The organism is Halomonas sp. Cn5-12, from assembly GCF_021532545.1.
GTDB lineage: Bacteria > Pseudomonadota > Gammaproteobacteria > Pseudomonadales > Halomonadaceae > Vreelandella > Vreelandella aquamarina.
Map to the genome: position 1 here is coordinate 25,697 of NZ_JAKGAY010000022.1, position 13,407 is coordinate 39,103.

Consider the following 13,407-nt stretch of genomic DNA (forward strand, 5'->3'; position numbering starts at 1 on the left):
TGGTTCTCATTTTTAATGAAAAAATGAAAAAAATAGCCGACCGCTAGAGAGAGATCGTGAAAGCCGATCCGCACGCAAGGGGCATGCGACTCGGCTGAGGGCTTGGATCATCCGCGCGGGCCGTCAAGGCGCGTTGCGCGCGACACAGTTATCGTAGAAGGTGACCGTCGCGGGCCAATCGCTGAACACGCCGATGGCGCCGACGTCATTGACCAGCGTATCCAGCGTCAGCAGTTTGTCGCCATCACGCTGGATCACGTCTCCGGTGGTGCGGTGGTACCACTGCCCGCCGTCCCCGAGGGGGCCGGAACGTTCGAAGGTCCAGGCGATGATGTCCAGGCCTGCTTCCCTTGCACGGCGGGCATAGCGCGATGCCTGTAGGCGTCTTGCCTGCGCGTCGTTGCCAAACGCGGGGTTCGGTTCGACCAGCATCCAGGTGGGCGGAGCAATGATGCGCACGCCGTGCTCCACCAGGGAGGCCATGCTTGGCTGCCATGTCTCGGGCCGAGTGTGGTCGAAGCCTTCATCGCCGTAGCGACCCTCCAGATAGACCGCTTGACGGCCAAAGGCCGGTTCATGCTCGATCCAGTAGAGCACGTCGTCGATGTCGAACGACTGCGGAAATACGTCGTCGGGGGAGACGCCAGCCGCCTTGTACTCATCGATCATCTTTTGTGCGTAGGCCTGCTGCGTGAACCCCTCGGGGGTATGCTCGGTGAACGGCATGTCGACCTCGGGGGATTTCAGTTCCGGCGCCATCATGACCCCCAGCTGCTGGAAGAGCGCAATACTGTCGGCATGGCTCATCAAGGTACCACGGGATGCATAGAGGTCCGTGCGCCACCCTGGAGTGCCCGCCACGTACTCCTCGATACTCGTGGCATCGCTATTCACGCCCTCCATTTTGCCTTGCAGCGTATGAAAATCCGCGAGCGTTATGTCACTGGTGCAGCAACGTATATCGGCCGCGTTGGTCAAGGCGCCAGTGACGTCATCGAACGCTGGCGGCACGCTGCACTGCTCGGCCAGCGCCGTTTCGACGATATTGGTGGTCGCGTGGAGATCACACTGCGAGTGGCGGCAGACCAGCGCTTCGTCGGCGGTGAAGGCGACGTCGCACTCCAAGATGCCGGCGCCGCCCTGAGCGCCTGCGATATACGACTCTAACGTGTGTTCGGGAAACTGCAGCGGTGCGCCACGATGTCCTATCGACAGCGGCGAGCGGTGCCAGGTGGTTTGCTCGGCGGCACAGCTCAGTAGCGACGCTTTGAGTGCCTGCTCATGGGCATTGCCCGCACTCATATCGTTGACCAGAAAGAGCGGGCGGGGCCCCAGCGTCACTGCCTGCGCCGCCTCGATCAGCGCTTCGTTCCAGCGGGGCGTCTTCTCGCTCTCTTCAGCAATGGCTAGGGCAGGAGCCAGCAGGCTACCTAGCAGCAGTGTGCGGGTGAGAAGGCCGGTCGTCGTCATCATCGAGTCTCTCGTGGGCGCAAAAGGCGTCTAGTTGAGTGTAGGTGAGTGTCGCGGGTTATCGAGTCGACCTTAGGGTGTGCTGATGGGGCCGTGGCTTTGTCGATGCGGTATATCGTTAGAACGACCTCGTTTTGCAGAGCCGATTGACTTGCCTTTTTCAAAAGATAACAATAATTGTTTGCAATATAGACATTGAACACGGCAGGAGGCCAAACGGTGAATACCCAGACCTGGAGCGCTGAGTTAGAGGATATCTTCGTCAATCAGCGGCCTGTGCTCTGTAGTGTCGCTGCGAAGGTCTTGGGCAGTGCCGACCAAGCCGATGATGTGGTTCAGGATGCTTATCTGAAAATTTCAGAAGCGACCACCGTCTTTGAAGTAAAACGGCCCATCTCCTATGTCACTCGCGTCGTGCGCAACCTCGCCATCGATCGCTACCGGCGTTCGGCCTTCGAGTCGATGCTGTTCGCCAAAGAGGAGGAGGGCGACAACGCCTTTTATGCATCAGATTCCCCAGAAGTGATGGCGATTGACCGCCAGGCCTTGGCGCAGGTGGTCGGTGCGCTGGACGAGTTGCCCAAGCGAACGCGCCTCGCGTTCGAACTCTACCGCTCGGGAAGCCATACACAGCGAGAGATAGCGCAGCTGTTGGACGTCTCTCCCACCTCTGTAAACTTCATGATTCGTGATGCATTGACACATTGCCGCCAATCGGTTCGGAGCTAAGCGTTGCTCGATGGCGAAGGGCCGGTTCCATCCCCTCCTTGCGGCTGCTTTGTTACACTGTGAGGCAGTGTTGCTGCCGGTACGGTACGCCGGTCGACTCCATTAGTTCAATGACTAGCAATGGCGAGGTGTCACAGTCACGATGGATAATCACAGCGGCGACGATGCCGTTTGGCAAGCCGCGCTGGAGTGGCTGATGCGCGAGCATGAAGAGGGATTGAGCGATGCGGATCGCTCCGCGCTGCATGCGTGGCTAGCGGCCTCCTCCCAGCACCGGGACGTATTCCATGAGGCAGAACGACTCTGGCTGCTAACGGGACTGATCCCCAACGGTGATGAGCGTAGCTGACCAGTCACCGTTTTTAATCGCCTCCGTCGATTTCCAGGCGGACTCAAAGGTCTTCAGCGATTGCTGACTGCCCAGGAGTCAGCAATCGCTTGACTCGCGTCATGCGATGACGACGTCCTCGCGGCCCCATCCCGATTTTTTCGTCTTTCTCCCCTTCCCGCATTAAATTGTCCCGTCCCTCACTCGTCATTATGGAATGAGAAGCACTATCGTTTTGTTTCTTGTTCCTTATGAACCGGTGAGGTGTTCCCATGACAAGTTGTTTTGATCGTGAAGATGCTGTCTTCCGCGTACTGGTCAACCATGAAGAGCAGTACTCCCTCTGGCCGGAATGGAAGGCGATTCCTGCTGGCTGGACGGATACCGGCGTGCTTGGCGATAAGCCCACGTGCTTAGACTACGTCGAGAAAACATGGACCGATATGCGACCACTGTCGCTGCGCCATTGGATGGATGAGCAAGCGAGCGCCGAGGCGGAGCAGGTGAATGCAGGTTAAGCGCTTGAGGCTGCTCTGCCTACCCTGTGCTGGGGCTAGCGCCACCATGTACCTACGCTGGAAGCGCCACTTACCCGCCTGGATCGAGATCTATCCCGTCGAGCTGCCCGGGCGTGGCGAACGCCTGGGTGAGCCGCTGATCGATGACTTCGAAACCCTGGTGGTGCGACTGTGCGAAGAGCAGGCAACGCGGATGCGCGGTGATTTTGCCCTGTTCGGCCACAGCATGGGGGCGTTGCTGGCCTATGGCATGGCGGCACGCTTGCGCGATGTGGGCCGCCCGCAACCACACATGCTGTTTGTCTCGGGCAGCGCGGCGCCTTCGATGCGCGATCCGGAACGCTTGGCGGGACTGGATAACGACCGCGCCTTGATAGCGGATTTACGCCAACAGGGGGGCACTCCACAGGAAGTCTTCGAAAGCCCTGAACTCTTGCGCCTGACGCTGGACGTGCTGGCAGCGGACTATCGTCTTTGCCGTCGTTTCCGTTATCGCGGTCGGGCGCCGCTGGCACACCCCCTGCACGTGCTGGCCGGGCGCGATGACGATATCGACAGTACACGCCTGGAGGCTTGGCAGCAGATGGCGGGCGGAGCGTTCTCGTTGAGCTGGTTCGAAGGAGGCCACTTCTTCATTCGCCAGCAGCAGGCTCAGGTGCTAGCGACCATCGAACGGGCGCTGGGACGACGGCTAGAGGAGGTGTCCCATGCAGCGCCTGCCGCTTGCTGAAGGAACCCCCGAAGGGCTCGAGGTGTGGCACTTGGCGCTCGATCTGACCGCCCCAATAGCCGACGACGATGATCGGCTGCTAAGCCGAGCCGAGTGGCAGCGCGCCCAGCGGTTTCGCCATCGCGCCGATGCCGTCCGGGCCATGGCAACACGCGCTGCTCTGCGGCGGCTGCTATCTGCGCACACCGGTATAGCGCCAGAAAAGCTGGTGTTCACACAGAATGCTTACGGCAAGCCCGAGCTGGAAAACGCTGAGGGGCCTGCTTTCAATGTCTCCCACTCTGGCCGTGTCGCCCTGATCGCGCTGGCTCCCGGCGGAGCGGTGGGGGTCGATATCGAACGCTGCCGACCCGAGGTGGAATTGGCGCCGCTGCACGGGCTGGTGCTCTCGCCGAGCGAGCGGCGCGACCACATTGGCAGCGCCTCGCTGCCCTTTATGGAGCGCTGGGTGGTTAAAGAAGCGGTGCTCAAAGCCTTGGGCCTGGGCATTGCAGAGCATTTGCAGGCGCTCTCGGTTATGCCCGCTCCTGGGCCATCAGGCACCTATCACCTTGAGCACTCGATCCCCGTTTCATCCTCTTTGCAAGCATGGTCGCTGGCTGCGCCAAGCGGCTACGCCGCTGCCCTGAGTTATTTCGACGCGGACTGTACCTGTTATGCCTATGTCGACCAGGGCCAACGCTACTCAACGACTTTTTAGGAGATCAATCATGGACAGCCAAAGCGCAACACTAACGCAACCAACCAACGTCATATCCCAACGTCAGGGGCCTGCTGATTCAGAGCTGCCCATTATGATTTCTCCCTCTTACCCAGGGCAGCCACTACTGGAAGCCTTTGGCGAGTTGCGTGCTGATATTGAGTCGCTGGTGGCCAGAGTCGGTGGGGTACTGCTAAGAGGCTTCGATGTTCCCTCCGTGGACGATTTTCAGCAGTTTGCTGCTGCGTTTGGTCATCCGTTGCTGAGCTATGAGTTCGCCTCAACACCGCGTTCAGCGGTTTCGTCAGGCATTTATACCTCGACCGAGTATCCCGCTCATCAACATATTCCCCTCCACAATGAGCAGGCCTACACCCGCGAGTGGCCGATGAAGATCTGGTTCCACTGCGTCACCGCTTCCCCCGAGGGCGGTGAAACCCCCATTGCCGATAGCCGCGCCATCTACCGCCGTATGCCCGCAGAGATTCGCGAGCGCTTTGCCCCCGGCATTCTCTACGTGCGCAACTACGGCGATTTCGATATGCCTTGGCAACAGGTGTTTAACACCGAAGACCGCGCCGAAGTGGAGGCGTTCTGCCAGCGCGCAGGGATTCGCTGTGAGTGGAAACCCGACGGCGACCTGCGCACTACCCAGCTGTGCCAAAGCATCGAGACCCATCCGGTCACCGGTGAGCACGTTTGGTTCAACCAGGGCCACCTGTTCCATGTCTCCAACCTGCAGCCTGAAGTGCGCGAATCCTTGGAGGAGCTTCTCGACCCCGAAGACATGCCGCGCAACGTTTTCTTTGCCGATGGCAGCCCCATTGACGACGACATTTTCGATGAGATTCGCGGCGTGCTAGCCGAGGAAACGGTGATGTTCCCCTGGCAGGCGGGTGATGTGCTGATGCTCGACAACATGCTGGTCGCCCACGCACGCACACCTTTTAAAGGGTCGCGCAAAGTCGTCGTTGCCATGGCGGAAGGCCACGGCAATCTCCCCAACGACTGACTTTGACGCCTCATCCCTCGGCCAGGAATTTCAGCAGGTATACCCATGACTACAAGGCACGCTCAGGCAATGAACAGCCATTCGGCCCATCACGATGTTTTTATAAGCTATGTCGAGCACTTGAGCCGTCTGTCCCAGGAAAGACCCGGCGACAGAGCGCTGGTCACCGTCAATGCTCAAGGCGAGACCATCCTCGACTACGCCACGCTGGAGCGGCGTTCACGTGCCCTGGCCAGCGAGCTCCAGCAGCGGTTTCCGGTGGGTGAGCGCGCTCTGATCTTGCTGGATAACGACGAACACTACGTGGTGGCGTTCTTAGCCTGTCTGTACGCCGGGGTGATTGCGGTACCCGTTTTCCCGCCGGAGTCGGCCAAGCAGCAGCATTTGGCTCGTCTTTTTGCCATCGCCGACGATTCTCAGGCTGCCTGTGTGCTCACTTCTTCGGCGGTGATCGAGCTGGTCGCTGCGGCGGGGAAGGACTTCGGTAGCGCTGAACTGATCCCCGTCGATGCCTTGGATGAGCGACGCGCCGAGTGTTGGGTTGAGCACCACCCCCAGCGTGATGACATCGCCTTTTTGCAGTACACCTCAGGCTCCACCGCCACACCCAAAGGAGTGATGGTCAGCCATGGCAATCTGATGGCCAACGAGCGGGCTATCGAAACGGGCTTTTCGATTGGTGCCGACGATGTCTTCGTGAGCTGGCTGCCGTTGTACCATGATATGGGCCTGATCGGCGGCCTGCTGCAGCCCCTCTATCGCGGTATCCCTGTGGTTTTGATGAGTCCCTCCTTCTTCCTGCAGCGGCCGGTACGCTGGCTGGAGGCGATCTCCCGCCATCGGGGCACGGTCAGCGGGGGACCCGATTTCGCCTATCGCCTTTGCCTCGAGCGCATCCGCGACGATCAGCTCAAGGCACTGGATCTCTCCAGCTGGCGGGTCGCGTTCTCAGGCGCCGAGCCGGTGCGCCACGATACCCTCACTGGATTTATCGAACGCTTCCGCCCGGCGGGCTTTGCCGCTGATGCCGCCGCCCCCTGCTATGGATTGGCGGAAGCCACGCTATTGGTTAGCTGCAATTCGCGCGGAACGGGCGTCGTGGGCACGGCTTTTTCACAGCAGTCGCTGGCCGAGGGGAAGGCCGCTTCCGCGGTGGAAGGCAACACCCTGGTGGGCTGCGGTACACCGGAGCCAGGGCACACCATCGATATCGTCGATCCCGAGGGACTGCACTCGCTGACCGAAGGCGACGTCGGCGAGATATGGGTCAATGGGCCTAGCGTGGCGCACGGGTATTGGCAGAACCCAGAAGCAACAGCGCAAGCCTTTGTTACCCGCGATGGGGTCCGTTGGCAGCGCACCGATGGGAGTGATGCCCAGAACCACGATGCTCGCGATGATCGCTGGCTGCGCACCGGCGATCTGGGGTTTCTGCACGAAGGGCAGCTGTATATCGCTGGGCGTATCAAAGATCTCATCATTCTGCGCGGCCATAACGTCTATCCCCAGGATATCGAGAGCGCTATCGAGGCGGAAGTGGAAGCCGTGCGCAAAGGGCGCGTGGCGGCCTTTGCCGTGACGACCCCGGAAGGCGCTGAAGGCATCGGCGTGGCGGCAGAAGTCTCCCGGGGTATTCAGAAGCTGGTCCCCGCCGAGAAGTTGATCGAGGCACTCAGTGAGGCGGTAGGATCCGCCTGCCATGAGCCGCTTTCTGTCGCGCTACTCCTCAACCCCGGCGGCCTGCCCAAAACCTCCAGCGGCAAGCTACAGCGCAGCGCCTGCCGCCAAGGCTGGGAAGCGGGTAGCCTGGATGCCTACGCCATTCACGCCTTTGGGGATTTTGTCAGTGGCGGCAGCGATGGGGATGCTAGTGGTGGAAAGTCATCGCAATCTACTGCGGAAGCAGGGAGCGAAACGGAGCAGGCGTTGGCGAAGCTCTGGTGCCAGGTGCTGGGGGACGGCAAGGAAAAGCCGTTGGGAAGAGATGCCCACTTCTTCGCCAGCGGTGGTAATTCTCTGGCGGCGGTGCAGTTGGCTTCGCGTATTAGCGATCATTGGGCGATTGATTTTCCTACTAGAGCCGTCATGGAAAAGCCGCGCTTTGGTGACGTGGTTGATGAAGTAGAGCGCCGGTTGGCGACTCCTTTGGCCTCCTATCAGGGAGGTGCCCAGAATCCACTGATACCTATTTCCCGCCATGCGGAACTACCTTTAGCACCTGTCCAGCGTCGGCTCTGGTTAGTTGATCGTTTGGCGAGTCAGGCGGGCGACCGTGAGCGTGCCGCCTATAACCTTCCTGCGCTATTTTCCCTGAAAGGGGAATTGAATATAGAGGTTCTAGAAAGAACCGTTAATGCCATCGTTGCGCGGCATGAAGCATTGCGTACCCACTACCCTGAAAGCGAGAGCGGTGATCCCATCGCGGTTGTAGAGGATCAGCGCAACATCGAACTTCCTGTTTTGGACTGCAGCGATCTTGCAGAGCAGGAGCAACAGCGATATCTGCAAGATACTTTCACCGAGTATGCGAACACACCGTTAGATCTTGCCACTGGGCCTTTAATTAAGGCGGGGTTACTGCGTTTTGGTGCACAAGAGCACGCCCTGATCCTGGTGATTCACCACATCGTCTTCGACGGCTGGTCCACGAGCGTATTCATCCGGGAATTTGCCTCTCTGTACGGGGAATTGCTGGAAGGGAAGGAATCTGGGTTACCCGAAGTGGGTATTCAGTACGTGGACTATGCCGCTTGGCATGAGAAAGCACTGTCGGGAGAGGCCTTCGAGCAAAGCGCAACCTTCTGGCGCCGCTATCTAAGTGATGCTCCTCCGCTCTCAACACTGCCGGGGGATTTCGCTAGGCCTGGCCAAGTATCGCATGCCGGTAGTGCCCTGAGCATGACATTGAGTCCAGACCTATCACAAGCGTTGAACAAGCTTGCCACACAGCGTGGCACCACGCTATTTACGCTTCTATTGGCGAGTTTCCAGCTGTTGATGCATCGCCAGACCCGTCAACACGACCTGATTGTGGGAACCGATGTCGCTGGCCGTAGCCATCCCGATGTTGAGCCGTTGATTGGCTTTTTTGTCAATGTAATCCCGCTGCGGTCTCGTTTGTCTGATGGCCAGATTGATTTCGGCCACTGGCTTGAGCAAGTACAGACCAGCGTGCTGGATGCCTTCGATCATCAAAATGTTCCCTTCGACAGAATTGTCGAGCTTTCAGGGATTGGTCGTGAGCGCGACCGTTCCCCCCTGATACAAACCCTCTTCGTACTACAAAACACGCCAACCGAGCGGTTCTCAATTCCGGGCTTGGAAGTGGAGGTAATGCCTCAGCCTCGGCAAGAGTCGAAGTTCGATATGGCGATATTCGTCAATGAGAGTGATACCGGACTATCAGTCGAGTGGGTCTACGCCACCGCATTGTACCGACGCGAAACCATTGAGCACTTAACCGGTGCCTGGCAGTCGCTACTAGCGCAGATCGTGGAAGCTCCCAACATGCCCGTCGAGGAGTTTCGTTTACCCCTAATGGAGAAACACGCTATGCAAAACAAGCTTTCAAAAGGTTCCAAACTCAACAAGCTTGGCAGCCTGAAATCCCAGCCAGGTGCGCGCCCCTCGACCAACAGTGACTCACCGATACGAACGGCATTGCTCGACGAAAAAAGAGTCTTTCCTCTCGTGATCGAAGCGACGGACGCTGACCTTGATGCGGTGGCGTGGGCAACTTCCCAGCGTGACTTCATCGAGCAACACTTACGCACGCATGCAGGCATCTTGTTCCGTAACTTTGGTCTGACCACACCGCAAGAATTTGAAGCCTTTGCCGAGGCTATCCAGCCGGGACTTTACGGCAATTATGGTGACTTGCCCAAGAAAGAAGGGGGGCGCAATACCTACCGTTCAACCCCCTATCCCGAGCGCCAGATGATTCTCTATCACAACGAAAGTTCGCATTTGGAGCGCTGGCCGCGCAAGCAACTGTTCTTCTGCGAATTCCCTTCTCCCGTGGGGGGCGCTACCCCGATCGTTGACTGCCGGGAGATGCTACGCCAACTGCCCTCCGATGTGGTGGAGGAGTTCGAGCGTAAAGGGCTGCTTTATGTGCGCACCTTCACCCGCAACCTGGACGTGAGCTGGCGAGACTTTTTCAAAACGGATAGCAAGGAGGAGGTTGAAGCGCGGCTCAAAGAAGCGGGAATCGAGTGGCAGTGGTTAGGTGATGACGAGCTGCAGACGCGCACGCGCTGCCCTGCGGTAGTCACTCATCCAGTGACCGGTGGCCGGGTGTTCTTCAATCAGGTGCAGCTCCACCACGTTAGTTGCCTTGAGCCTGATGTGAAAGAAGACCTGCTTGGCATGGTTGGCCAGGAGCGCCTGCCGCGTAATGTCTATTTCGGCGACGGCTCCGTGATTAGCGACGAGATGATGAAGGTTGTCGGCGAGGCCTACGAAGCCTGTGCGGTGCGTTTCGACTGGCGCCGGGGCGATGTGGTGATGGTCGACAACATGTTAGCGGCCCATGCCCGGGATCCCTACGAGGGGCCACGCAAGATCGTGGTAGCGATGGGAGACATCTATGAGCGTTCGGCGCTGGAAGAAGCCCAAGGGGCCAGTGCCGATGCCGAGTTGGTCAGTCAATAAAGTCACGGGGTTTGGGAGTCGATAAATGAATGCAATAACGGAACAGCAGAGCCTTGCCCATTGGCCGCTTAGCCCTGAACAACGTGCAGTGTTGGTGGCGGCGGAAACTAGTGAAAGTGATACCCAGCAGGCAGCATCGGCGCAGGCTAATGTCATGGTGGCCGATATCCAAGGTGCGCTTGATAGCTCGCGGCTGGAGCGTGCACTGAGCGACCTGAGGCAACAGCATGAAGTCCTAGCGACGGCTCTGAAGAGCGTAGCGGGGTATCGCGGGCTGCGACACCAGGCGCTTGAAGAACTACCTGCTATTGAGTGGCGGTATGAGGACTTACGCGGCAGCGATGACCAGGAACCACTGCTCGACGGCGATCTCAATGACGCTCTCAAAAACTATAGCGAGGCACTCAAGCTTCGGCCCATGGCCGTCGAGAGTGGCGAGCTGCTACGTCCAGCGCTGCTGCGTACTGGTGAAAAAAACTGGGTATTAGTGCTGGCTGTTTCGGCGTTGGTGGCGGATCGCGGCAGCCTGCAGTCGCTGTTCTCGGTGTTGGTGGAGGCTTACGATCAGAGCGGAGGAGCCGATGATGAGTCGGCGCTGCAGTATTCCCAATTCATCGAATGGCGCGCTTCCCTCGAAAGTGACGATGATGCCGAAGAAGGCCGTGAGTATTGGCAAAATCACCAGCAGCATGCCGAGCAGGCAGGCGCATGCCGTTTACCTGCAAGGCAAGCGCATCGCCATGACGTGCGGGCAGAGCATGAATATGTGGCCTTGCAGCTCGAACCAGACCTCGTAGCGCGTATCGATAGCCTAGCAGATGAGCTTCAAGTATCCGCAGAGGCAGTATTGCAGGCGGCGTGGTGGGCGCTACTCGCCAGGATTAGCGGCAACGAGTGTGTGCTGGGCGGCTGGCAACACGACTGCCGCCAGGATTACGAGGTGATGCAAGGGGCGCTTGGTCTCTTCGACAAGGTACTGCCGGTGCTAGTTGAAGGTATTGTTGATAGCGATTTCTCTAGTTGGATCGCCCGTCTAGCGGAGCAGTTAGAGGCGCATACCCAGGCCCAGGAGTATTGGTCGATTGATGCGCTGCCCGATAAGCGCCACCTCGCAGCGGGGTTCGCATTTTCAGAGGGGGTGAGTGAGTTAAAGTCGGCGGGTTTGCAGTGGCGCTTGCGAGAATTGCCAGGGCCATCAGCAGAATTTGAACTTGCCTTGCACATTGACCGCAGTGAGAGCGGCGTGGTGGCGACGCTCTATACCGACCCATCATGCTATAGCCGAGCGGCGGCCGAGTGTCTGCTGGGGCAGTACCAGACGCTGCTACAGGCTGGCCTCGCCGATCCCGCACAAAAACTATTTTCGGTGCCGCTTATTTCCCCTGAGCAACAGCTGGCGTTGCAGTCGATAGAGGACAGTGTGCTCGACGTGGGTGAGCGTAGCGTAGCGGCCCATATCGCTGACTGGGCGGCTTCGACGCCGGATGTCATTGCCATTGAGGAGCAGGGCCGTACGTTAAGTTACGCCCAACTAGAAGCCCGCATTAGTGATATCGCTCGGTGGCTGGATGGTCAGGGTGTCAAGCGTGGAGACTACGTAGCGCTTAATTTGCCCCGTTCCACCGATTTGGTCGTGCTGCTACTGGCAGTATGGCGTGCAGGTGCCGCCTACCTGCCGCTTGATCCAGAGTGGCCCGAAGCCCGTAAACGGCGGGTGCTTGAGGATGCCCAGCCCGTACTAGTAGTGAGCGCTGAAAAAGCCGAGGCGGAACCCACTTCACTGGCCCTTCCCGGCATCCGCAGTGTGGGGCTGCCACAAGAAGTGGATGAAGCGGGTAGTGCCTTGTCGTTTCCAGAGCCAGACCTCGGCGACGTGGCTTACCTTCTCTATACTTCTGGCTCCACGGGCACGCCAAAAGGTGTGGTAATCGAGCATGGCCAACTGCTCAATTACGTAGCCGGTGCCACAAAGGCCATGGGACTATCGGTATGCCAGCGCTGGGCATTGACCGGGTCGCTGGCTACTGATTTGGGTAATACGGTGCTGTTCGGCGCCTTGTTCAATGGAGCTCGCCTGGTGATCGCCGCACCTGACGATATGCAGGATGGCGACCACTTTGCGCGCTTTATGTCGGCGGCCGATATCGATGCGCTCAAGATAGTGCCTTCCCACCTGGAGGCCCTGCTGGAGTGCGAAGCTCCCCGGTTACCGAAAACGCTTATTTTAGGCGGTGAGGCAACTTCATCTGCCTTACTTTCGAGCATCGCGCGGATCTCCCCCGAGTGCCAGCTATACAACCACTATGGCCCCACAGAAGCCACGGTGGGCGTTATGGTGCATCCAGTATCGCTGGCGCAAGATATTGCAGGCCCGTTGCCACTAACCCAGCTGCTACCGAATTGCCGCTATCGAGTACTTGACGATAACTTGCACGCGACCCCCACCGGTGCCGTAGGTGAGCTGTATCTGGGCGGCGCCCAACTGGCGCGGGGTTATCTCAATAGCGATGCTTCCGCGTTTGTCGAAGATCCCTTTATTGCCGGTGAACGTCTCTATCGCACAGGCGATCTGGCGTGCGTGCTGCCCGAGGGTGGCGTACGCCTTATTGGGCGAGCCGATGACCAGATCAAGCTGCGTGGTTTCCGGATCGAACCGGCGGAAATCGAAAGCATGTTGCAAGCACAGCCAGGGGTTAAACAGAGCCTGGTTCGCCTGGTGGGTCGGGGCGGTGATACCCAGGAACTCGTAGCGTTCCTGATCGCTGACTCCGAGGTAACGTCCGTTGAGGGCCAAGCCCAGCTTCGCGAGCAGCTGGCTGTGCTACTGCCTGAGCCCATGCGTCCTTCTTGTTTTATCTCTGTTGAGCATTTCCCTCGCCTAGGTAACGGCAAGGTAGACACCTTCGCGCTGGAAGCCTTGGCCCAAAAAACCGCGAAAAGAAAAACCTTGGTGAAGCCCCGGGATGCCGTGGAAGCCAACCTGTGTCAGGCCATGGCTGAGCTGCTTGGTCGTGATGAGGTAGGCATTGATGACGACTTCTTCGAGCTGGGTGGGCACTCCTTGCTGGTGATCAAACTGGTGGCCCGCATCCGTAAGCAGTTCGGGATCGAGATAGCCCCCGGTGTGGTGTTCGATCATCCCACCGTCGCTGAGCTGGGTGCCGCTCTACGGGAGAGTTGTGCTGAGGCCAGCACGAGCGGTCTAGCCGAGCTTGATAGCAACTGAGTAGACAAACTTGCCTAGTAACATCATTTGTAACGCGGTAC

The 13,407-nt window shown here is 58.8% G+C and carries 9 protein-coding genes; 8 read left to right on the plus strand and 1 reads right to left on the minus strand.

Going from position 1 to position 13,407, the window contains the following annotated elements; genetic code table 11:
• Window positions 1–123: 123 nt before the first annotated feature.
• The gene (locus L1249_RS12395; protein WP_058578701.1) at window positions 124–1,470 is read right to left on the minus strand and encodes a glycerophosphodiester phosphodiesterase family protein; all 1,347 of its coding nucleotides are present in this window, start codon (window positions 1,468–1,470) and stop codon (window positions 124–126) included.
• 219 nt (window positions 1,471–1,689) lie between these two features.
• Here L1249_RS12395 and L1249_RS12400 point away from each other — a divergent pair, with 219 nt between their 5' ends.
• The 8 genes from L1249_RS12400 to L1249_RS12435 all read left to right on the plus strand — a co-directional run bounded on the left by L1249_RS12400 (window position 1,690) and on the right by L1249_RS12435 (window position 13,366).
• A complete protein-coding gene (locus tag L1249_RS12400) occupies window positions 1,690–2,199 on the plus strand; it encodes an RNA polymerase factor sigma-70 (protein WP_054641603.1) in 510 nt (169 codons plus the stop codon).
• Window positions 2,200–2,341: 142 nt separating this feature from the next.
• On the plus strand, window positions 2,342–2,548 hold the full coding sequence (locus tag L1249_RS12405; protein WP_054641602.1) for a FecR/PupR family sigma factor regulator: 207 nt from the start codon (window positions 2,342–2,344) through the stop codon (window positions 2,546–2,548).
• A gap of 251 nt (window positions 2,549–2,799) precedes the next feature.
• Window positions 2,800–3,045, plus strand: a complete 246-nt coding sequence (locus L1249_RS12410) for an MbtH family protein (RefSeq protein WP_058578667.1) — start codon at window positions 2,800–2,802, stop codon at window positions 3,043–3,045.
• Window positions 3,035–3,775, plus strand: a complete 741-nt coding sequence (locus tag L1249_RS12415; RefSeq protein WP_058578666.1) for a thioesterase II family protein — start codon at window positions 3,035–3,037, stop codon at window positions 3,773–3,775. Before L1249_RS12410 ends, L1249_RS12415 begins: the two co-directional genes overlap by 11 nt.
• Complete coding sequence (locus tag L1249_RS12420) at window positions 3,753–4,475, plus strand: 4'-phosphopantetheinyl transferase family protein (RefSeq protein ID WP_054641601.1); 723 nt, start codon at window positions 3,753–3,755, stop codon at window positions 4,473–4,475. The genes L1249_RS12415 and L1249_RS12420 overlap by 23 nt, the downstream gene beginning before the upstream one ends.
• 10 nt (window positions 4,476–4,485) lie before the next feature.
• Window positions 4,486–5,487, plus strand: coding sequence for a TauD/TfdA family dioxygenase (locus tag L1249_RS12425; RefSeq protein ID WP_054641600.1), 1,002 nt, complete (start codon window positions 4,486–4,488; stop codon window positions 5,485–5,487).
• Between the two features lie 45 nt (window positions 5,488–5,532).
• Complete coding sequence (locus tag L1249_RS12430; protein ID WP_228168705.1) at window positions 5,533–10,140, plus strand: condensation domain-containing protein; 4,608 nt, start codon at window positions 5,533–5,535, stop codon at window positions 10,138–10,140.
• Between the two features lie 25 nt (window positions 10,141–10,165).
• Complete coding sequence (locus L1249_RS12435) at window positions 10,166–13,366, plus strand: non-ribosomal peptide synthetase (protein WP_054641596.1); 3,201 nt, start codon at window positions 10,166–10,168, stop codon at window positions 13,364–13,366.
• Window positions 13,367–13,407: the final 41 nt, after the last annotated feature.